General features: G+C 67.5%; 21 protein-coding genes. 13 read left to right on the forward strand and 8 right to left on the reverse strand.

The annotated features are described in order from the left end of the window. Window positions 1-74: 74 nt before the first annotated feature. The 6 genes from NMI01S_RS26325 to NMI01S_RS26350 are packed head-to-tail and all read right to left on the reverse strand — an operon-like array spanning window position 75 to window position 5,272. On the reverse strand, window positions 75-1,307 hold the full coding sequence (locus tag NMI01S_RS26325; protein ID WP_063001389.1) for a cytochrome P450 family protein: 1,233 nt from the start codon (window positions 1,305-1,307) through the stop codon (window positions 75-77). Next, window positions 1,304-2,581, reverse strand: coding sequence for a cytochrome P450 (locus NMI01S_RS26330; protein ID WP_063001390.1), 1,278 nt, complete (start codon window positions 2,579-2,581; stop codon window positions 1,304-1,306). The genes NMI01S_RS26325 and NMI01S_RS26330 overlap by 4 nt, the downstream gene beginning before the upstream one ends. Beyond that, window positions 2,578-3,225 (reverse strand): GTP-binding protein, encoded by a 648-nt coding sequence (locus NMI01S_RS26335; protein ID WP_063001391.1) that lies wholly within the window; start codon window positions 3,223-3,225, stop codon window positions 2,578-2,580. The genes NMI01S_RS26330 and NMI01S_RS26335 overlap by 4 nt, the downstream gene beginning before the upstream one ends. Then, window positions 3,206-3,571, reverse strand: a complete 366-nt coding sequence (locus NMI01S_RS26340) for a DUF742 domain-containing protein (RefSeq protein ID WP_063001392.1) — start codon at window positions 3,569-3,571, stop codon at window positions 3,206-3,208. Before NMI01S_RS26340 ends, NMI01S_RS26335 begins: the two co-directional genes overlap by 20 nt. 10 nt (window positions 3,572-3,581) lie before the next feature. Beyond that, window positions 3,582-3,989, reverse strand: a complete 408-nt coding sequence (locus NMI01S_RS26345; protein ID WP_036506268.1) for a roadblock/LC7 domain-containing protein — start codon at window positions 3,987-3,989, stop codon at window positions 3,582-3,584. Beyond that, window positions 3,986-5,272 (reverse strand): sensor histidine kinase, encoded by a 1,287-nt coding sequence (locus NMI01S_RS26350; protein ID WP_245717031.1) that lies wholly within the window; start codon window positions 5,270-5,272, stop codon window positions 3,986-3,988. The genes NMI01S_RS26345 and NMI01S_RS26350 overlap by 4 nt, the downstream gene beginning before the upstream one ends. Window positions 5,273-5,491: 219 nt before the next feature. Here NMI01S_RS26350 and NMI01S_RS35420 point away from each other — a divergent pair, with 219 nt between their 5' ends. The 4 genes from NMI01S_RS35420 (at window position 5,492) to NMI01S_RS26365 (ending at window position 8,155) form a co-directional block, all read left to right on the forward strand. Further along, window positions 5,492-5,842, forward strand: a complete 351-nt coding sequence (locus NMI01S_RS35420) for a hypothetical protein (RefSeq protein ID WP_167669944.1) — start codon at window positions 5,492-5,494, stop codon at window positions 5,840-5,842. A 68-nt stretch (window positions 5,843-5,910) separates the two neighbouring features. Next, on the forward strand, window positions 5,911-6,714 hold the full coding sequence (locus NMI01S_RS26355) for an SDR family NAD(P)-dependent oxidoreductase (RefSeq protein WP_063001480.1): 804 nt from the start codon (window positions 5,911-5,913) through the stop codon (window positions 6,712-6,714). A gap of 8 nt (window positions 6,715-6,722) precedes the next feature. Then, window positions 6,723-7,571 carry a TIGR03619 family F420-dependent LLM class oxidoreductase gene (locus NMI01S_RS26360; RefSeq protein ID WP_063001481.1) on the forward strand — a complete coding sequence of 283 codons (849 nt, stop codon included), beginning with the start codon at window positions 6,723-6,725 and terminating at the stop codon, window positions 7,569-7,571. Between the two features lie 74 nt (window positions 7,572-7,645). Next, complete coding sequence (locus tag NMI01S_RS26365; protein ID WP_063001393.1) at window positions 7,646-8,155, forward strand: nuclear transport factor 2 family protein; 510 nt, start codon at window positions 7,646-7,648, stop codon at window positions 8,153-8,155. A gap of 32 nt (window positions 8,156-8,187) precedes the next feature. Here the strand turns inward: NMI01S_RS26365 and NMI01S_RS26370 are convergent, their stop codons facing one another. Next, window positions 8,188-9,048: a 3-hydroxyacyl-CoA dehydrogenase gene (locus NMI01S_RS26370; protein WP_063001394.1), complete on the reverse strand. Its 861-nt coding sequence runs from the start codon at window positions 9,046-9,048 to the stop codon at window positions 8,188-8,190. 40 nt (window positions 9,049-9,088) lie between these two features. Then, window positions 9,089-9,745 (reverse strand): TetR/AcrR family transcriptional regulator, encoded by a 657-nt coding sequence (locus NMI01S_RS26375; RefSeq protein WP_245717032.1) that lies wholly within the window; start codon window positions 9,743-9,745, stop codon window positions 9,089-9,091. 208 nt (window positions 9,746-9,953) lie between these two features. Here NMI01S_RS26375 and NMI01S_RS26380 point away from each other — a divergent pair, with 208 nt between their 5' ends. The 9 genes from NMI01S_RS26380 (at window position 9,954) to NMI01S_RS26420 (ending at window position 19,810) form a co-directional block, all read left to right on the forward strand. Next, complete coding sequence (locus tag NMI01S_RS26380) at window positions 9,954-10,940, forward strand: DUF2804 domain-containing protein (protein WP_218021119.1); 987 nt, start codon at window positions 9,954-9,956, stop codon at window positions 10,938-10,940. Window positions 10,941-11,064: 124 nt separating this feature from the next. Beyond that, complete coding sequence (locus NMI01S_RS26385; RefSeq protein ID WP_063001396.1) at window positions 11,065-11,862, forward strand: MlaE family ABC transporter permease; 798 nt, start codon at window positions 11,065-11,067, stop codon at window positions 11,860-11,862. Next, on the forward strand, window positions 11,859-12,719 hold the full coding sequence (locus NMI01S_RS26390) for an MlaE family ABC transporter permease (protein ID WP_063001397.1): 861 nt from the start codon (window positions 11,859-11,861) through the stop codon (window positions 12,717-12,719). The genes NMI01S_RS26385 and NMI01S_RS26390 overlap by 4 nt, the downstream gene beginning before the upstream one ends. Before the next feature lie 13 nt (window positions 12,720-12,732). Next, window positions 12,733-13,896, forward strand: coding sequence for an MCE family protein (locus NMI01S_RS26395; RefSeq protein WP_369689933.1), 1,164 nt, complete (start codon window positions 12,733-12,735; stop codon window positions 13,894-13,896). Then, window positions 13,893-14,915, forward strand: coding sequence for an MCE family protein (locus tag NMI01S_RS26400; protein ID WP_063001398.1), 1,023 nt, complete (start codon window positions 13,893-13,895; stop codon window positions 14,913-14,915). The genes NMI01S_RS26395 and NMI01S_RS26400 overlap by 4 nt, the downstream gene beginning before the upstream one ends. Further along, on the forward strand, window positions 14,915-15,949 hold the full coding sequence (locus NMI01S_RS26405) for an MCE family protein (protein WP_063001399.1): 1,035 nt from the start codon (window positions 14,915-14,917) through the stop codon (window positions 15,947-15,949). Before NMI01S_RS26400 ends, NMI01S_RS26405 begins: the two co-directional genes overlap by 1 nt. Beyond that, window positions 15,946-17,193, forward strand: a complete 1,248-nt coding sequence (locus NMI01S_RS26410; protein ID WP_063001400.1) for an MCE family protein — start codon at window positions 15,946-15,948, stop codon at window positions 17,191-17,193. Before NMI01S_RS26405 ends, NMI01S_RS26410 begins: the two co-directional genes overlap by 4 nt. Further along, entirely contained in the window at window positions 17,190-18,311 is a 1,122-nt protein-coding gene (locus NMI01S_RS26415) for an MCE family protein (RefSeq protein ID WP_063001401.1), read from the forward strand. Before NMI01S_RS26410 ends, NMI01S_RS26415 begins: the two co-directional genes overlap by 4 nt. After that, entirely contained in the window at window positions 18,311-19,810 is a 1,500-nt protein-coding gene (locus NMI01S_RS26420; RefSeq protein WP_063001484.1) for an MCE family protein, read from the forward strand. Before NMI01S_RS26415 ends, NMI01S_RS26420 begins: the two co-directional genes overlap by 1 nt.

Raw genomic sequence — 19,810 nt, forward strand, 5'->3', positions numbered from 1 at the left:
CTGGGCCGGTCATCGACGATAGCAATGCGCTACCGAGAAAGCCGGTAGCGCGGCCCTGGTGTCGCGCGCGGAACTCAGTCGCCGAGCCGGACCGGGAACTGCGCCAGATCGTTCTGCGTCAGCACGGGAAGGTTGTGAATCTCCTCCACGGGTACCGCCAAGGACAGCTGCGGGAATCGTTCGAACAGCGCGGGCAGCGCGATCGATGCTTCCAGCCGGGCGAGTGCGGCTCCGGGGCAGATGTGCGGGCCGTGACCGAAACTGATGTGCCGCTTGGCCGTCGGCCGGGTGATGTCGAATTCACCGGCATCGGCGCCGTGCACGGTGGTGTCGCGGCCGATGGCCCGATACGACATGACCACTCCCTCGCCGCGTTCGATGACGGTGTCGCCGACGGTGATGTCGGCGGTCGCGAACCGCATCAGCAGATGGGTTACCGGGCCGTCCCAGCGCAGGGTCTCCTCGATCGCGGTCTCCCAGTCGATCTGCCCCGACCGCACCAGCGCGAACTGTTCCGGATGGGTGAGCAGGGCGCGCACGGTGGTGAGGATCAGCGACACCGTGGTCTCGTGCCCGGCGGCGACCAGCGCCTGCAGATTGCCGACCACCTCGGCCTCGCTGAGCGGTTCGCCGCCGTCGGTGGCGAGGATCAGCGCGCTGGTCAGGTCGTCGGCCGGGTCGGCCGCCTTCTTGCGCACCATCTCGGTGAAGTATTCGCCCATCCGCTCGATCACCGCGAGCCGCTCGTCCTGCGGGGTGAGCAGGGAGAAGAACGCCTTGTACCAGTCGAGCAGCATCGGATGGTCGGCGTGGTCGACGCCCATCAGCTCGCTGATCACGCGCATCGGCAGCGGATAGGCGAAGACGGATTTCAGGTCGACCGCGCCGTCGTCGGAGGCGGCGGCCAGATCGTCGAGGAGTGCGGCGACCGTCGATTCGATGAACGGGCGCAGGGCGGTCAGGCGACGCGCGGTCAGCGCCTGGGTGGTCTTGATCCGCAGGCGGCGGTGTTCGGGGCCGTCGACGGTGAACATCGATACTCCGACATCGATCATGCCGATCAGCGGCCACTGTCGGGTGACCACGCCGTCGCGCCACAGCGACCAGGAGTTGATGTCCTTGACCAGTCGCGGGTCGATGAGCAGCTGCCGGGCCAGGGAGTGGCCGGTGACGGTCCACGCCGGGACGCCCAGCAGTTCGATGCGGGTCAGTTGACCGGCATCGCGTAATCGGGCGGTCTCACCGGCGAGGTCGCCGACCATCGGATCGATCACGAGTGGTGCGGCATGCGGGCAACTGGCAGTCACGGGGTACCTCCCACGGTACGAACGGGTGTGAAGGTGACCGGCAGCGACGTCATTCCGCGCAGGAACGGCGACGGCCGGCGGGTCAGTTCGGTGGCGTCGACGGCGAGGTCGAGATCCGGCAGCCGATCGAGCAGCACTTCGATCCCGGTGCGCGCGATGATCTCCGCGATCTGCTGCGCCGGGAAGGGACAGCGGTATTCGCCGTAGCTGAACGCGAAATGCGCGCTGTTGCCGCTGTGTGCGGGGGCGAGGGAATCGGAAAGGTCTTGGCGCACATGTGGATCGGCGTTCGCGCCGGCCAGGCCGAGTAGCAGCATATCGCCGCGCCGAATGATCTTGTCGGCCAGCCGGGTGTCGCGCGAGGCCCAGCGCCCGGCCAGGATCTGGGTGGGGGTGTCCTCCCACAGCACCTCGTTCATCGCTTGGCCGATGCTGTGGCGGCCGCCGCCGAGTGCGGCGGCGAAACGGTCGTCGGTGAGCATCAGCCGCACCGAATTTCCCAGCCAGTCGCTGGTCGGCAGCTGGCCCGCGGCGGTGACGGCCATCAGGTCCAGGGCGTATTCCTCGTCGCTGAACCGTTGGGGCGAATGCAGCATCCGCGAGGTCAGATCGTTGCCCGGGCGCGACTTCTTCATCGCGACGAGCCGTTGCATATGGTCGGCGAACCGGCCGTAGGCCGCCTGGGCCTCGGCGCCGCCGTCGGCCAGCGTTTTCATCGTCCAGGCCAGATCCGCGCCCTGGTCGTCGGGAAATCCGATCACCCACGCCAAGGCCAGTACCGGCAGGGGTTCGGCGTATTCCGCGATCAGATCGGCGTGGCCGCGGCCGCAGAACTGGTCGATCAGCCGATCCGCCAGATCCTCGCAGGCCCTGCGCAATCCGAACGGGTCGACCTGTTCGAGCGCGGGTTCGACCATGGCCAGATGTCGCAGATGTTCGGCTCCGGCGGTGAAATAGATCGAGGGCATCGGACGGCCGACCATCGGCAGCAGCGGCCAGTCCTCCGGTATGTTCGGCCACTGGTTCCAGCACGCCACGTCGCGCGGGAACAGTTCCGCATCGCTGGTGACCTGGTGCACTTCGCGATAGCCGATCACCAGCCAGGCCGGAATCCCGCCGGGCAGTTCCACCGAGACCACCGGGCCGTGGGCTCGGCGCATCTCCCGGTACAACTGCTGCGGGTCGGTGTGGAAACGCGGTCCGCTCAAGGGCACCGGATCGGTGGGCGAGGCCGGGCAACCGCCGGTGGCGAGGCCGGGCTGCGGCGCGTTCATCGAGCGGATCCCCGGGCGGCGGCCCGTAGACCGGCGGCGTGCAGATGTTCGACGAGGGCGATCAGCACCCGCTTACCGGAATCCCGCGAGCGCGCATCGCATGCCACCATCGGCACGTGTGGATCCAGATCCAGTGCCGCGCGCAGTTGGGTGTCGTCGTGGCCCGTGGGCCCGAAGATGTTGCACGCCACCACGAACGGCGTCTGCTGATGTTCGAGCCGGTCGATCGCATACCAGGAATCGGTGATCCGGCGCGGGTCGACCAGCACGATCGCACCCAGGGCGCCGGTGAACAGCCGGTCCCACAGAAACCAGAAGCGCTCCTGTCCGGGAGCTCCGAACAGATACAGGACGTGTTCGGCGTCGATGGTGATGCGACCGAAGTCGAAGGCGACCGTGGTGGTGGATTTGGCCGGTGCGCCGGTGGGATCGTCGATGCCGATGCCGAGCGAGGTCATCGTCGCCTCGGTGTCGAGCGGCCGGATCTCACTGACCGCGCGGACCATGGTGGTCTTGCCGACGCCGAAACCGCCGACGATGACGACCTTGAGCCCGTGCCGGGCGGTATCGGCCAGCGGGGCCTGGGCCCGGGCGGGACGGTCGCCGAATCCGGTGCGGAGGGGATCAGAGGTTGCGGAGTCCAACGAGCACCTTCTCCAGTATTTCGGTGTCGGGCAAGGCTTTCCACGGCTCCCACGCGGCGGCGGAGCGCGGGTGGCGCACGGTGATCTTGCCGGCGTCGAGCAGGTCGGCCAGCAGGACCATCGTGATGCCGACCGGCAGCCGCAGTTCGGCGGCGATCTCGACCACGGCCGTCGGCGCCCGGCAGATCTCGAGGATCGCGACCTGTTCGGACTGCATACCGGAGACCGGCGCCGATTCGGCCACCACGAGCGTCACCAGATCGAAGGCGTCGGTATCGGGGTGGCTGCGGCCGCCGGTGAGGGTGTAGAGCCGGTCGGGGGTGTCGTCACGGCCCGGCCTGGTCATCGCGGCCGCCTCACGGGCGCGGGCCGCGCGGCGCGGCGGACAGGTGTTCGCCGAGCTGTTCGACCAGTTCGCTCATGTTGTGGCCGACCAGCCCGGCATCGGCCTCGGCATCGGCGACGACCGCGATGTGGGCTCCCAGCCCCGCTTCGACGATGAACAGGATGCCGCCGTAGAACTCCGTCATCGACTGCCGCACGCCGCTGCGCCCGTCGCCGAATTCGACCGAGGCGCCGTGCGAGAGGCTCTGGATGCCGGCCGCGATCGCGGCCAGTTGATCGGCTTTGTCCACCGACAGTTCCGGGGTGTGGCAGATCTTGAGACCGTCGCTGGACAGCAGCAGGGCGTGCCGGCTGTGCGGAGTGCGGGCCAGCAGTTGGTCGAGTAGCCAATCCAGGTGTGCCGGTACGGAAGTGGTCACCGATCGTTCTCCAGGGCAATCGAAGGGGAGGGGGAATCCGGGGCCGAGACCGCACGCTGGAAGGCGCCCAAGGCCGAGGGGCGCGCCGGCGGATAGGCGGAATTCTCGGCGGCGGTGGTGCGCAGGCCGCCCGGATGCACGGCGGCGAGGGTGCTGCCGCGGCGGCGCTTGGGTAGTGGCTCGGCCGCCCGTTCCAGGGGTGGAACCGATTGGGCAGCAGGCTGTTCCGTGCCCGGCGGGGACGGGTTCGGCGCGGACGGGTTCGGTTCACGGTCGCCGGTCAGGGGCGGTCCGAACGGACTCGCCGGAGGGGCGGCCGGGGTGACCGATCGTGCCGCGGGCGGCAGGTCGATCGTCGCGGTGGAGCCGGGGGAGCGGTCCAGACGCGTGGTCAGGTCGCGCGGAACGACCACGACGACCGCCGTACCGCCGATCGCCGACGGGCGGTACGACACGGTCAGCGCGTGTTTGCGGGCCAGATTGCCGACCACGGCGAGCCCGAGCCGGGTACCGGTCAGTGAGGACAGATCGGTATCGGTGCCGCGGCCCGCCACGATGCCCGAGACCGCCTGTTCGGCGCGGCGCAAGGCGGTTTCGCTCATCACGAGTCCGCTGTCCTCGATGGTGACGACCACGCCGGCCGGCACTTCGGCGGCATAGACGTGGACTTCGGTCGTGGGCGGGGAGAAGTTGCACGCGTTGTCGATCAGCTCGGCCAGCGCGTGCATGACTCCCTCGGCGGCATGACCGGCGATCGCGATCTCGGCGACCGCGCGCAGGCGCACCCGGCGGTAGCCCGCGACGCGGCCCATGGCGCCGCGCAGAATCGATTCCATCGCAATGGGTTTCGCCCACCGGCGGCCCGAGCGGGCGCCGCTGAGCACGGCGATACTGTCGGCCAGGCGTCCGGCCTGTGCGGTGCGGTGGTCGAGGGTCAGCAGATCGGCCAGCACCGACGGATCGGCGTGCCGATGTTCCATCTCGCGCAGTTCGGCCAGCATCGAGGTGGTCATGGCCTGCATGCGCCCGGCCGCGCCGGCGAACGCCGCCATCGCGGCCACCCGGCGGTTCTCGCTGCCGCTCGCCTCCCGCCCCGCCACGGACGCGGTGTCGTGCGCGGCGGCCAGGCGCGCCTCGCTCTCGGCGACATAGGTGGCGGCGGCGCGCTCGGCCCGGTCGTTCGCTTCGCGATAGCGAATCGCCTGGTCGCGGTAGTACGCGGCGCATCCCGCCGGTACAGCGAGGATCAGCCCCGCGGCGCCGGCGGCGATGGCGAATGCCACCCGTCCGGTATCGGGTGCGAACCGGAGTACGACGAGGCAGGCCACGGCGCCGGTGAGGACGCAGATCGTGGTGGGAAGGAGGAAAGCCGGTAACCGTCGCGGAGGCCGGGATGTGGCGCCGGAGGGAGGCTGCTGCGTATTCACTGAATAGATCACTATCGATACTTCCGGATCCACATCCACCCGTGCGGAGACGGCACAGTTCCCCCACCTTCCGCTGTGCACGGCTGGCTCGAATATGCGGACCGCCAGACGTTTTCGAAATTCGCGCACGAGCATAACGCCGACCTCGAGGGTGCGCTACCCGAAGTGTTCTTGCCGACCGGCGGCTTCGAAATGGAAGTTTCACGGCGAGTTTTCGAAATGAGGGAATGTGCTGCCGAGTGTTCCGTTTGCGCGAAAACGCTGCTCGGCGACCATGTTCGAAAATACTGGCGAATGCGCCGTGCGACCGATGGGCATGATCACGATCTGAAAACGTTGCGGCACACTATCTTTCGGCAATTTAGTGAACAGCGTTCATTTCACCCTGAACAGTGCCTTTTCTTCGCGAGGCCGGGTGTCCGGTGAGCGGGAGTGCGCGCCGGACCGAAACGTGTTTCAGTTACCGTCCCGGCATGGCCGCAGAACCGAACGACATCATCGATCCGCACCGCTACGGGCCGTGGGCAGTCATCGCCGGCGGTTCGGAGGGGGTCGGCGCGGAGTTCGCCGACCGGCTCGCCGCCGCGGGGATCAACATCGTGCTGCTGGCACGGCGGGAGGGCCCGCTGGCCGAGACCGCCGAACGAGTCGCCGCGCGTGGTGTCCAGGTGCGGACACTGGCGGTGGATCTCACCGCGACCGATGCCGCCGCCCGGGTCGCGACCGCCACCGCGGACGTGGAGGTCGGCCTGCTCGTCTACAACGCCGGGGCCAATACCCACAGCGCCGAATTCCTCGACGGCGACCTCGAGGCGTTCGCCGCCATGAACGCGCTCAACGTCACCGCGCCGCTGGCCCTGGTCCACCATTTCGGGCACGGTATGCGTGAGCGGGGCCGTGGCGGCATCGTGCTGGTCGGCTCGCTCACCGGATACTGCGGTTCGGCCCGTCACACCGTCTACGGCGGTTCCAAGGCGTATCTGCGGATCTTCGCCGAGAGCTTGTGGCTGGAACTGCGGGAGTACAACGTCGATGTGCTGCATCTGGTGCTCGGGGTGACCCGGACGCCGGCGATGGCACGGGCGGGATTGAATTTCGACATTCCTGGAATGCTCGTGGCCGAGCCCGCGGAGGTGGCGCGCGAAGGGCTCGAGCAGTTGGCGAACGGGCCGGTCTTCGTCGGGGGCGGCAATGCCGAGACGGCCGCGCGCAGCAGCGGTCCGGACCGGGCGGCGATCGTGCTGGGCGGGCATCGCCGGATGCGGAAGCTGATCGGCGCCGAACCGGATCCGCGATGACCGCGCCGTTGCGACTCGCCCTCTCGTCGCCGGTCGTGGTGCGGGTTCCCGGGCGGTATTCGCCGTGGGAGGCCGACGCCGGCATCGAGGAGCTCGCCCGCGTCGCCGAGGCCGCCGATCGGCTCGGGTTCGACCATCTCACCTGCAGTGAGCACACCGCGATACCCGCGGCGGTGGCCGCCACCCGTGGCGCCACCTACTGGGATCCGGTGGCCACGCTGTCGTATCTGGCCGCCCGCACCACCCGGATCCGGCTCGCCACCTCGGTGCTGGTGCTGCCGTATCACCACCCGCTCGAGATCGCCAAGCGCTACGGAACCCTGGACCGGATCAGTGGCGGGCGGGTCGTTCTCGGCGTCGGAGTGGGATCGCTCCGTGAAGAATTCGAGCTGCTCGGGGCGACGTGGGACGGTCGCGGAGAGCGCGCCGACGATGCGATAGCCGCCCTGCGGACCGCGTTCGGGGCGCGCGAACCGCACTATGCCGGAACGCATTACAGCTTCTCGGAGCTGATCGTCGAACCGGCCGGCGTGCAGGCCCGCGTTCCGATCTGGGTCGGCGGGCGAACCGTGCGCTCGCTGCGCCGCGCGGTCCGCTTCGGCGACGGATGGATGCCGTTCGGACTGCCGACGGCGGAGCTGAAGACGATGCTCGCACACGTCGATTCGCCACCCGGTTTCGAGGTCGTACTCCCCACCGGACCGCTCGACCCGCTGGGTGAGCCGGGCCGGGTGACGCGGCGGCTCGCGACCCTGGCGGATGCGGGTGCCACACTGGCCGGATGCGCCGTCGCCGCGAATTCGGCCGAACACTACTGCGACCAGCTGGCGGCACTGACCGAGCTGGCGAACCGATGAGCCCGAGGTCGCCGCGGACGGGCCTGCCGCCGGATGAGCCGACGGACGCCCCGCAGCCCGCAGAGGAGGACGAGATGGCCGAAATCGAACTCGCGGACATTCTCCGCCGATTGCGGAGGGTCGAGGACGAACTGGCGATCATGCGCGTCATCGCCTCCTACGGGCCGCTGGTGGATGCCGGACAGTCGGCGGCGACCGCCGAATTATGGTGTGCAGACGGCGAATACGACGTCGAAGGCTGGCAGATGCGAGGGCGGGACCAGGTGCGCGCGATGGTGGACTCGTCCGCACATCAGGCGCTCATCGCGGCCGGGTCGGCGCACTTCCAAGGCCCGGCGCGCATCGATATCGACGGCGACGAGGCGCTCGCGGTGTTCGAATCGCTACTGGTACACCGCGAATCGGAGAATTACCGGGTCCTGCGCGCGAGCGTGCACCGGCTCGAACTCCGCCGCGAATCCGACGGCTGGCGTATCGCTCGCCGCACCGCCCGGTTGCTCGACGGCGGTGACCGGGCACGTGAACTGTTGTCGACCTTCGCGAGCGGAAGCGGGGACCGGCCGCCGGCCGATCCCCGCGGCTGAGCACCCGACGAATGTGTCTGTGCCGTAACCGCTTACTCGTTGTAGCGGTAGAAGCCCTCACCGCTGGCCAGGCCGAGCTTGCCCTTGTCGATGTATTGCGACTTCAGCCACTGCGCCAGCTTCTGGCCGTCCTCGCCGCTGTTGACCAGGATGTTGTACGGCGTGGTGAGACCGACGATGTCGAGGATCTGGAACGGGCCCGCGGGTGCGCCGGTGCCGATGCGCCAGGTCTCGTCGACCGCCTTCGGTTCGGCGTAGCCGCCCGCGGCCAGCGCCATCGCCGAGTTGAGGAACGGCACGAGCAGCGAATTGAGGACGTAACCGGCCTTCTCCTTGTGCAATTCGATCGGGACCATGCCGATGGCCTCGGCGAAGTCGACCACGGCCTGATACACCTTCGGATCGGTGTCCTCGGTGCCCATGACCTCGGCGGTGTTGAACTGCCACACCTGATTCGCGAAGTGCAGGGCCAGGAAGCGGTCCGGGCGGCCGGTGGCGTCCTTCATATCGCTGGGCAGCAGCGTCGAGGAGTTGGTGGCGAAGATGGTGTGCTCGGGCGCGAGTTCGCCGAGCCGGCGATAGGTGTCCTGCTTGATCGACAGCACCTCCGGCACCGCCTCGATGATCAGATCCGCGTCCCGGGCGGCCTCGGCGAGATCGCTGGTGAGCGTGATCCCCGCCGCGGTGGTCTCGGCCTTGCCGTCGCCCGCGCCCTGCACCTGCTCACGGTAGGTGGCCGCGAGTTTGTCGAAGCGCTCGTGCGCGGCGGTCAGCGCTTCGTCGTCGATGTCGTAGGCGGTCACCTCGAAACCGTGGAAGGCGGTCTGGAAGGCGATCTGGGATCCCAGGACTCCGGTCCCGAGGACGCTCACCTTGCGAATCGTCGCGGACATGTCGACTCCGTTCTGCGGGCCGTGGCCCGCGCTGGTGTTTTCAGATGCCGGAGACCGCGACGCTGCGGAAACCGGCGACGAGCTGAGCGATCTGGGCGTGCAGATCGGCGATCGGATCGTGGTGGGGATGCACGCCGGTGGACGGGCGCACCAGCGCCATGTGCAGGACCGCGAAGAGACTGCGGCCTGCCACGCGCGCGGCCTCCCGCTGTGCGGCCGTGGGCTCGCCGGAGTCCGCGACCGCGGTCAGCAGGATCTCGGCGAGGACCGACTCGAGTTGTGCCACCAAGACCAGGCCCTGTTCGCGATAGGTCTCCTCGGGCGGGCCGAAGAGCAATTCGCGCTGGTAGGCGATGGTGTTCTCGGTATTGCGCGCGGCCGCGACCAGAATCGGCCGCAGCAGCGCCGTGATCGCGCCGACCGGATCGGCGATGTCGCGGGCGCGTCGAGTGCCCGTCTCGAATGCCGACCGGAAGTCCTCGTTGTAGACCATGAGCAGCAACTGCCCCTTGGACGAGGCGTAGCGGAAGAGGGTGCCCGCGGCGATATCGGCCCGATCCGAGATCTGCTGGGTGGTGACTGCGGCGAACCCGCGTTCGGCAAACAACTGCGCCGCTACCTCGAAGATCCGGCTCTGCTTCGCTCGCATATTGCGCGCACGCCGCCCTACCTGCTGGTTCTGCTGGTTATCTGCCACTCGACACCTCCCACCGGCCAACATTAATGAGTGTGCTCATTAATGAGCATACTCATAGCTACCAGAAGTGCAACATGTCCGGCATGACGTCGGACATGCTCGCCGGTCATCGCCTCGTCGCGCGCGTGGCCTGTTCGCGACGACCGGCACGGCCGCGACAATGGATCGACCGCGGTCGCGGCGACCGCGGCAGCGAAGGAGGGCCACGATGGCCGAATGGGTGACCACGGAGCGCGAGATCACCGCGAGCGTCGATCTGTGCACGCCGCGGGGCCGGCTGAACCCCGACGCGGTGGGCTGGACGCGCCGGCCGCTGCACCGGGCGAATCTGCGTGGCTGGGGTCGCACCAAGCGATGGGAGTACTGGGGCATCGTCACTCCCGATCACATCGTCGGAATCGTGCTGACGTCGCTGGATTACGCCGGGCTGCAAGGGATCTACCTGCTCGACCGGGTGAACGGCACCGAGATCGTCAAGGATGTGGTGACGCCGTTCGCGCGCGGTGTGCACCTTCCCGACCGCAGCGGCGCCGGCACCGCGTCCGGGCATGCCGGCGATCTGGTGATCGAATTGCGCAACGATCCGGGTGGCACCAGGATTCACGCCGCCACCCCGCGGATCGATATCGATCTGACGGCCGGGCTGCCGGCGGGACACGAATCGCTGGGGGTCGTGGTGCCCTGGAGTGCCGGGCGCTTCCAGTACACCGTGAAGGATCTCGGCCGCCCGGTCTCGGGCACCCTCACCGTGGACGGCGTCGCCTACGTGATCGACGACGGATTCGCCGTCCTCGACCACGGGCGCGGGAAGTGGCCGTACTCGATCGCGTGGAACTGGGCCGCCGGCTGCGGGGCGGAGGCGGCGATCCAGCTCGGCGGCACGTGGACCGACGGCACGGGTTCGACCGAGAACGCGCTGTTCGTGGGCGGGCGGTTGCACAAGATCGGCGACGAGCTGGAGTGGGTGTACGACCGCCGGGATTGGTTGCGGCCGTGGCAGATACGCGGTCCGCGCGTCGCCGTGGAGTTCACTCCCTTCCATGTGCGCGAATCCCGGACCGCACTGGGTGTGCTGGCCAACGACACTCATCAGTGCTTCGGGCACTTCACCGGCCGTGCCCGCACCGACGCGGGGAGCTGGGTGGAGTTCGACGGCCTCACCGGCTGGGCGGAAGAGGTGCGTAACCGCTGGTGATCCGAAACGCCACTCACTCGCAATAGCTATTGCGTTCTTGTCTTGCGGATGTAGCATTATCGAAACCGAGAATGCGATTTCCGTGAGGTTGTCGCGACGTAGCGGGGTTCCGGGAGGTGGCGGCATGGCGATAACTCTGCCGGGCTGGTCCCGGGGCATGTCCCGCCGTTCGGCGGGCGGGCTGCAGACCATCGGCGGGCTGTTCGCCATGTCCGCCGATGCCGTGAAATTCGCCTTCCGCCGTCCCTTTCAGACCCGCGAATTCCTGGAGCAATCCTGGTTCGTGGCACGGGTGTCACTGCTTCCGACCCTGCTCGTGGCGATTCCGTTCACCGTGCTGGTGAGCTTCACCCTCAACATCCTGCTGCGCGAGCTGGGTGCGGCCGATCTCAGCGGCGCGGGCGCGGCGTTCGGCGCGGTCACCCAGGTGGGTCCCATGGTGACCGTGCTGATCGTCGCCGGATCCGGCGCCACCGCGATGTGCGCGGATCTGGGCTCGCGGACCATCCGCGAGGAGATCGACGCCATGGAGGTCCTGGGCATCAATCCGGTGCAGCGGCTCGTCACGCCACGCATGCTCGCTTCGGGGCTGGTGGCGCTGCTGCTGAACAGTCTGGTCTGCATCATCGGCATCGCCGGTGGTTACGTCTTCTCGGTCTATGTGCAGAACGTCAACCCCGGTGCCTTCGCCAACGGCATCACCTTGCTGACCGGGCTGAACGAAGTCGTGATCTCGGCGGTCAAGGCGCTGCTGTTCGGCCTCGTCGCCGGCCTCATCGCGTGTTATCGCGGGCTGATCGTCTCCGGTGGCGCCAAGGCCGTGGGCAATGCGGTGAACGAAACCGTGGTCTACGCCTTCATGGCGCTGTTCGTGATCAATGTCGTCGTGACCGCGATCGGCATCCAGATGACGGCCGGATGAGGGGAACGGCTGTGGTACTGGAAGCGAGATATCCGCGTGCCGTGCGGCGGGCCCGCCGGCCGGTGAAAAGCCTCGGCAGCATCGGCGATCACACCCTCTTCTATGTGCGGGCGCTGTTCGGCGCGCCGTTCGCCGCCTGGCGCTACAAGAAGGAAACCATCCGGCTCATCGCCGAGTTCAGCATGGGCTCGGGCACTTTGGCCGTTTTCGGCGGCACGGTGGTGATCGTCGGATTCCTCACCCTGGCCACCGGGGGCACTCTGGCCGTGCAGGGCTACAGCTCGCTGGGCAATATCGGCATCGAGGCGCTGACCGGATTCCTGTCGGCCTTCATCAACGTGCGCATCTCGGCACCGGTGGTGGCCGGCATCGGACTGGCGGCGACGTTCGGCGCGGGAGCGACCGCGCAGTTGGGCGCCATGCGGATCAACGAGGAGATCGACGCGCTGGAATCCATTGCGATCGAACCGATCGCCTATCTGGTGGGCACCCGCATCGTGGCCGGAATGATCGCGATCACCCCGCTGTACTCACTGGCTGTGGTGGCGTCCTTCCTCGCCAGCCGGGTCACCACCGTCTTCCTGCTCGGCCAGTCCCCGGGGCTGTACGACCACTACTTCACCACCTTCCTCAATCCGCTCGATCTGGTGTGGTCGTTCGTGCAGGCGATCCTCATGGCGCTCACGATTCTGTTGATACACAGCTATTTCGGGTTCTTCGCCGCCGGTGGGCCCTCCGGCGTGGGTATCGCGGTCGGCAACGCGGTGCGGACCTCGCTGATCGCGGTCGTCTCGGTCACCCTGCTGGTCTCGTTGGCCATCTACGGCTCCAACGGCAACTTCAACCTGTCGGGCTAGGGGAGAAGCCTTGGTGCGCAACATTTTACGTCCGATAGTGGGGCTGCTGTCGATCGCCGCGATCGCCGGGGTGGTCGGCCTGGCGGTGGTCATGTTCCGCGGCGGATTCGCCGATACCGTGCGGGTCACCGTCCTCTCACCGCGCGCCGGCCTGGTCATGTACCCCGACGCGAAGGTGAAGATGCGCGGCGTGACCGTGGGCAAGGTGGCCGCGGTGGACGAGCGGCCCGACGGACTCGCCGCGATCCAGTTGGCGATCGACGCCGATCAGGTGCGACGGATCCCGTCGAATGTGACCGTGGACATCGCCTCCACCACGGTGTTCGGTGCCAAATTCGTCGAATTCCTGCCGCCCGCGCGCAAATCCGCGTCCTCGATCCGTGCCGGCCAGATCTTCGACTCCGAGCATGTGACGGTCGAGATCAACACCATCTTCGAGCGATTGACCGCGGTGCTGGGCCAGATCGAACCGGAGAAGTTGAACGAGACGCTGGGGGCGATCGCGGGTGCGACCAACGGTCGTGGCGAACAGGTCGGGCAGATGCTCACCGATCTCGACTCGTTCCTGGCGAAGATCCAGCCGGCCCTGCCCGCCCTGAGCCGCGAGATCGCCGCCGGGCCGAATGTGGCCGCCTCCTACGGCGACGCCGCGCCGGATCTGCTGTCCACCGCGCGCAACGCCGCCACGATCAGCCGGACCGTGGTGGACGAACAGGTGAATCTCGACGCACTGCTGGTCAATGCGATCGGCTTGGCCGATGTCGGCAATCAGGTGCTCGGCGACAACGGCGCGCCACTGGCGTCGATGCTGCACCTGCTGGTGCCCACCACCGATCTGGCCGCCGAATACGCACCGGCGCTGAAGTGTTCGATCGAGGGCCTGGACTATATGGACAATGTGAAACCGGTGCAGGTTCCGGGGATGGGCCTCACGGTCAACTTCCTGTGGGGCGCGGAACCGTATCGGTATCCGCGTGATCTGCCGAAGGTCGGCGCGTCCGGTGGTCCGCAGTGTTCGGTGCTGCCGGTGCCCTACAACGGCAAGCCCCAGTTCGTGGTGGTCGACGACGGCGCCGTGCCCTTCCCGAATACCAACCGCACCCTGCGCGTGAATCCGGATCTGCTGCAGAGCGTGCTGTTCGGGGCCGTCGATCCCACCGCCGGAGGTCCGCGATGAGACAACGGGATACACCGCTGCTGAAATTCGGCGCCTTCGCGCTGGTGATGGTGGTTCTCTCCGGGTTCCTGGTGCTGGTCTTCGGCCAGTACCGCACCGGTTCGACCAACGGCTATTCGGCGGAATTCACCGACTCCTCGGGACTGCGCTCCGGAGACAGTGTGCGGGTCGCCGGTGTCGAGGTGGGACGAGTGCGGGGGGTGACGCTGCGCCCGGATCAGCGGGTGGTGGTGACCTTCGACGCGGACCGCGACATCGTGCTCACCGGAGGCATCAGGGCCGCCGTCCGCTATCTGAATCTGGTCGGCGACCGCTATCTCGAATTGACCGACGGTCCGGGCTCGACCGCGACCCTGCGACCCGGCGCGCGCATTCCGCTCGAACGGACCACGCCCGCACTGGATCTCGACCTCCTGCTCGGCGGCCTGAAGCCCGTGCTGCAGGGCCTGAACGCGCAGGAGGTCAACTCGCTCACCTGGTCGCTGGTGCAGATCGTGCAGGGCCAGGAGGACACGGTCGATTCGTTGCTGACCAGGACCGCCTCCTTCTCCTCGCGGCTCGCCGACACCAGCGATGTGGTGGGCAAGCTGATCGACAACCTGAACCAGGTGATGGAGACTCTGGCGGGCAACGGCACCCAGTTCTCCGACGCCATCGACCGCCTCGAGCAACTGGTGACCCAGCTGTCGCAGGATCGCGATCCGATCGGCTCCGCGATCGACGCGCTCGACCGCGGAACCGCGTCCGTCGCAGACCTTCTCACGCAGACCCGGGCTCCCCTGGCCGACACCGTCGACCAGCTCGCGCGGCTGGCACCCGCCGTGGACGACGGTAAGGACAAGGTCGACTACGCATTGCGGCGGGCGCCGGAGAACTTCCGGAAGATGGTGCGAACCGGCTCCTACGGCAACTTCATCCAATACTTCGTGTGCGCGTTGACCATTCGAGTCAGCGATCAGTCCGGGCAGGTGGTCCAGCTGCCCTGGATCAAAACCGAGACGGGGAGGTGTGCACCGTAATGCTGCATTATCGCGGCGCTCATCTGTTGCGTCCCGGACTGGTCGGGATCGTGATGATGGTCTGCGTCATCCTGATCGGCCTGCAGTCGCAGAAGTTCATGGCATGGGGCACCACCGTGCGCTACCAGGCGCTGTTCGGCGAGGCGGCCGGACTCGCGGTCGGCGACGACGTGATCGTCTCGGGCGTGCGGGTCGGCACCGTGCAGAAGGTGGTGCTGCACAACGGGGATGCGCTGGTGGTGTTCTCGGTGAACTCGACCATCCGGCTCGGCGCCGACAGTTCGGCCCACATCAAGACCGGTTCGCTGCTGGGTAGACGCGATCTCACGGTCGTCTCCGCGGGATCCGGCCGGATGCGCTCCCTCGACACCATTCCGTCGTCGCGGACCTCCTCGCCGTATTCGCTGACCGATGCCGTCGGTGATCTGAGCACCAAGACCTCGGCGATCGACATCGATTCACTCAATCGCTCCCTCGACATGTTGTCGGCGACGTTGAACCACATCGCACCGCAGGTGGGCCCGGCATTCGACGGGCTCACCCAGTTGTCGAAGACGATCAACAGCCGCAACGAATCGCTGCGGCAGTTGCTGACCAGCGCGGGTACGGTCACCTCGGTGCTCGCCCAGCGCGGTCAGCAGGTGAATACGCTGATCCTCAACGCGAATGCGCTGGTCGACGTGCTCGCGCAACGCCGGCAGGAGATCGTCGATCTGCTCGCCAACACCTCGGCGGTGGCGAAGCAACTGTCGGGCCTGGTCGCCGACAACGAAGCCGCGCTCGGACCGACTCTGGACCGGCTGAACTCGATCGCCGCGATGCTCGAGAAGAATCGCGACAATATCGGCAAGGCCATACCCGGCTACGCGAAAGTCGCACTGACACAGGGGGAAGCCGTCTCGGGCGGCCGCTTCTACAACGCCTACGTCGCGAATCTCATCGACGGCCAGGATATTCAGCCCTTCATCGACCGGGCGTTCGGCGTGAATCCGCCGGCCCAGTTCCCGCTACCGCATCCGGAGCCGCCGCGATGAGTACGAGATGGATCGTCCGGATCGCCGGTGCCGCGGTCGTCGTCGCGGTCGTGGTGACCGGAGGCGTGATCGGCTACCGAGAACTGTTGGGGCCCAGACACTTCACCGCGATATTCGCCACCGCCACCGCGATCTATCCCGGCGACGACGTACGCGTCGCGGGGGTGAAGGTGGGGCATATCCGATCGATCACCCCGCGGGGAACGACCACCGAGATGGTGCTCGCCGTCGACCGGGATATCCGCGTGCCCACCGACGCGCGGGCGGTAATCGTGGCGCAGAGCCTGGTCGCGGCCCGCTACGTCCAATTGACGCCCGCGTATCGGACCAGCGGCCCGACGCTCGCCGACGGTGCGGTGATCCCGGTCGAACGCACCGCGGTGCCGGTGGAGTGGGACGAGATCAAGACGCAATTGACAAAGCTGGCAACGGGTTTGGGTCCCAATGGCGACGCCGCCGGCAGTTCGATGGGCCGGTTCGTCGACAGCACCGCCGCCGCACTGAGCGACGGTAACGGGGAGAGGTTGCGGCAGATGCTGGCTCAGCTGTCCGCGGTGGGGCGCATCCTGGCCGACGGCAGCGGCAATATCGTCGACATCCTGCGGAATCTGCAGACCTTCGTGGACGCGTTGAAGGGCAGCGGTACCCAGATCGTCCAGTTCGAGAATCGGCTCGCGACGTTGTCCAGTGTGGTCGACGACAGCACATCCGATCTGGACGCCGCGCTGCGCGAGCTGTCGGTCGCGGTGGGCGAGGTCCAGCGCTTCGTCTCCGAGAACCGCGCGAAGGCCGGCGAACAGGTGCGGCGGCTGGCGAACGTGACCCAGAATCTGGTGGATCATCGCGCGGATCTGGAGAATCTGCTGCATATCGCGCCGAACAGCATCGCCAACTTCTATCACATCTACAACCCCGACACCGGCACGGAGGCAGGGGTTTTCGAACTCAACAACTTCTCCAACCCGATGCAGTTCATCTGCGCCGGCGTGGCCAGTATCGAGAACGCCACGGCCGCCGAATCGGGGGAGAAGTGCCGCCGGTATCTGGGTCCGATCCTGCCCCTGCTCAGTTTCAACTATCTGCCGTTCCCGGTGAGCCCGGCGACCGGGCCGGCGCCGGATCCGAACAACGTGATCTACAGCGAACCCGATCTGGTGCCGAAGATCGTCGGACAGCAACCCGGCCCGTCGGCGCCGACGTCGCTCACCGAACTGCTCCAGCCCTGGGGGAGGCCACCGTCATGATCGCGCGGCTGTTGGTTCTGTGCGCGTGCGCACTGGTCACCGTCACCGGATGTGGCTGGCGCGGCGTGGATTCGCTGCCGTTGCCCGGCGCCCCAGGCCGCGGTGCGGATGCCGCGATCTACCACGTCGAAATGGCGAATGTCGGTACGCTGGTGTCGAATTCGCCGGTCATGATCGACGACGTGGTGGTGGGCAGCGTCGGGTCGATCACCGTGCGCGGCTGGCACGCCGTCGTGGACGTGTCGGTGAAACCGGATGTGGTCGTGCCCGCGAATGTGGCGGCGACCATCGGGCAGACCAGCCTGCTCGGCTCGACCCATCTGGCATTGAATCCGCCGGCCGGACAGGCGCCGAGCGGGCGCCTGCAGCCCGGGGCGACCGTGCCGCTGAACCGGACCTCGACCTATCCGTCGACCGAACAGACCCTCGCGTCGCTGTCGGTGGTGCTCAACGGCGGCGGGATGGGTCAGATCAACGACATCATCCACAATCTCGACGCCGCGTTCTCCGGTCGCGAGGGCGCCATCCACGACCTGATTCCGCGCTTGGACGCGTTCATGACCGTGCTGGATCAGCAGCGCGACAATCTGCTCGCCACCGTGACCGGGTTGAATCGGATGGCGGAAACCTTTGCCCAGCAACGGGATACGGTCAGCGACACGTTGCGTCGGGTCGGGCCCGCGCTCGAGGTGCTGCTCACCGAGCGGCCCACCATCACCACCGCACTGGACAAATTGCGCACGTTCAGCGACACCGCGACCGAGGTGATCTCGCAGGCGCAGGCGGATCTGCTGACGAATCTGCACAACCTCGAACCGACCCTGCGGGAACTGGCCGACGTGGGGTCGAAGATCGACGGTGCGGTCTCCTTCCTCACCGTGTTCCCGTACGGGCAGTACGGCATCGACCACGGTATCCGCGGCGACTACGTCAATCTGTTCGCCACCATCGACCTCACGGTGCCGCGGTTGCGGCGCGAACTGCTGCTCGGCACGCCACTGGGAGATCCGAATGCCGTGCTGCAGGCAATGGTCGGCGACCCGGGCTACGGCAAGCAGACCGACGACCCGCTCGGTGCACCGGTGAACCCGTCCGATCCGAACGGAGGCGGCCGATGATTCTCACCCGATTCGTCCGAGCGCAGCTGGTGATCTTCTCGATCCTGGCCGTGATCGGCATGGTGTCGATGGCCGTGCAGTACATGCGGCTGCCGACCCTCGCCGGCATCGGCACCATGAAGGTGACGCTGGAACTTCCCACCTCCGGCGGGCTGTACCGATTCGGCAATGTCACCTATCGCGGGGTCCAGATCGGCAAGGTCACCTCCGTCGATCTGACCGACGACGCGGTGTTGGCGACCCTGTCGATCGACGGCGGGCCCAAGATCCCCGCCGACCTGCGCGCGCAGGTGCGCAGTGTGTCGGCGGTCGGTGAGCAGTACGTCGACCTGCAACCGCGCACCGACACACCGCCGTATCTGCACGACGGGTCCGTCATCGACGTACGCGACAGCACCGTTCCGCAGCCGGTGGGACCGATGCTCGACGAACTCGACCACCTCGTAGGCAGCATTCCGAAAGACGGACTGCACGACATGCTCGACGAGGTGTTCACCGGGGTGAACGGCGCCCGCTACGACCTGCAGTCGCTGCTGAGCTCGGCCGCGACCGTGGCCGCCGATGCGAACCGGACCGGCGACACCACCCGTGAGCTGCTGGCGAAGGTCGAGCCGCTGGTGGATTCGCAGGACCGCTCGGCCGATGCGATCCGGATCTGGGCGCGCAGCCTCGCCGGGGTGTCGGGACAGATCGCCACCGACGACGAGCAGGTGCGGACGCTGCTGAACACCGGGCCCGGCGCCGCGCGGGAGGCGACGAAACTGCTGGATTCGGTGAAACTCACGCTGCCCGTGCTGTTGTCGAATCTGACCTCCGTCGCGCAGCTGGGTGTCACCTATCACGCCGGGCTGGAACAGGTGCTGGTGTTGCTGCCGCCCGAGGTCTCGATCGTGCAGGCGGTGCAACCCACCAAGAACGCACAGGGGTTGGGGCCCGGCGACTTCCGCATCAGCGGGATCTCGGATCCGCCGGCCTGTACGGTCGGATTCCTGCCGCCGTCGGCATGGCGGCCGCCGTCGGACACCACCACGATCGACACCCCGGACGGACTGTACTGCAAGCTGCCACAGGATTCGCCCGTCGCGGTCCGCGGTGCGCGCAACTTCCCGTGCGCCGGCAAACCGGGTAAGCGGGCGCCGACGGCGGAGATCTGCAACAGCGACCAGGAGTACGAACCGGTGGCGCCGGACCAGCCGGTGGTGGGGCCGTATCCGCGCGATCCGAGTCTGGAATCGCAAGGTATTCCGCCGGATTCGCGGTGGAATCCGGCCCCGCCCGCGCCGGCGGTGCCGTTGCCGCAGCTACCGCAGATCGAGCTGCCCAGGATTCCCGGGCTGAACGCACCCGCGGCGTCGCGCACCGGGACCGAACCGTCGGTGGGATTCGCGCACTACGACCCGCACACCGGGAACTACCTGGCGCCGGACGGAAAGATGTATCGGCAGGACGATCTGGTCGGCGCCCGGCCGGCGAGTTGGAAAGATATGGTGGCGCACTGA

It is taken from the genome of Nocardia mikamii NBRC 108933, assembly GCF_001613505.1.
GTDB lineage: Bacteria > Actinomycetota > Actinomycetes > Mycobacteriales > Mycobacteriaceae > Nocardia > Nocardia mikamii.

Excerpts from the sequence above, each read along its gene's own strand:
- NMI01S_RS26330 (WP_063001390.1), bottom strand. The coding sequence starts at position 2,581 with ATGAACGCGCCGCAGCCCGGCCTCGCCACCGGCGGTTGCCCGGCCTCG.
- NMI01S_RS26340 (WP_063001392.1), bottom strand. The coding sequence starts at position 3,571 with ATGACCAGGCCGGGCCGTGACGACACCCCCGACCGGCTCTACACCCTC.
- NMI01S_RS26365 (WP_063001393.1), top strand. The coding sequence starts at position 7,646 with ATGGCCGAAATCGAACTCGCGGACATTCTCCGCCGATTGCGGAGGGTC.
- NMI01S_RS26370 (WP_063001394.1), bottom strand. The coding sequence starts at position 9,048 with ATGTCCGCGACGATTCGCAAGGTGAGCGTCCTCGGGACCGGAGTCCTG.
- NMI01S_RS26380 (WP_218021119.1), top strand. The coding sequence starts at position 9,954 with ATGGCCGAATGGGTGACCACGGAGCGCGAGATCACCGCGAGCGTCGAT.
- NMI01S_RS26385 (WP_063001396.1), top strand. The coding sequence starts at position 11,065 with ATGGCGATAACTCTGCCGGGCTGGTCCCGGGGCATGTCCCGCCGTTCG.
- NMI01S_RS26390 (WP_063001397.1), top strand. The coding sequence starts at position 11,859 with ATGAGGGGAACGGCTGTGGTACTGGAAGCGAGATATCCGCGTGCCGTG.
- NMI01S_RS26400 (WP_063001398.1), top strand. The coding sequence starts at position 13,893 with ATGAGACAACGGGATACACCGCTGCTGAAATTCGGCGCCTTCGCGCTG.
- NMI01S_RS26405 (WP_063001399.1), top strand. The coding sequence starts at position 14,915 with ATGCTGCATTATCGCGGCGCTCATCTGTTGCGTCCCGGACTGGTCGGG.
- NMI01S_RS26410 (WP_063001400.1), top strand. The coding sequence starts at position 15,946 with ATGAGTACGAGATGGATCGTCCGGATCGCCGGTGCCGCGGTCGTCGTC.
- NMI01S_RS26415 (WP_063001401.1), top strand. The coding sequence starts at position 17,190 with ATGATCGCGCGGCTGTTGGTTCTGTGCGCGTGCGCACTGGTCACCGTC.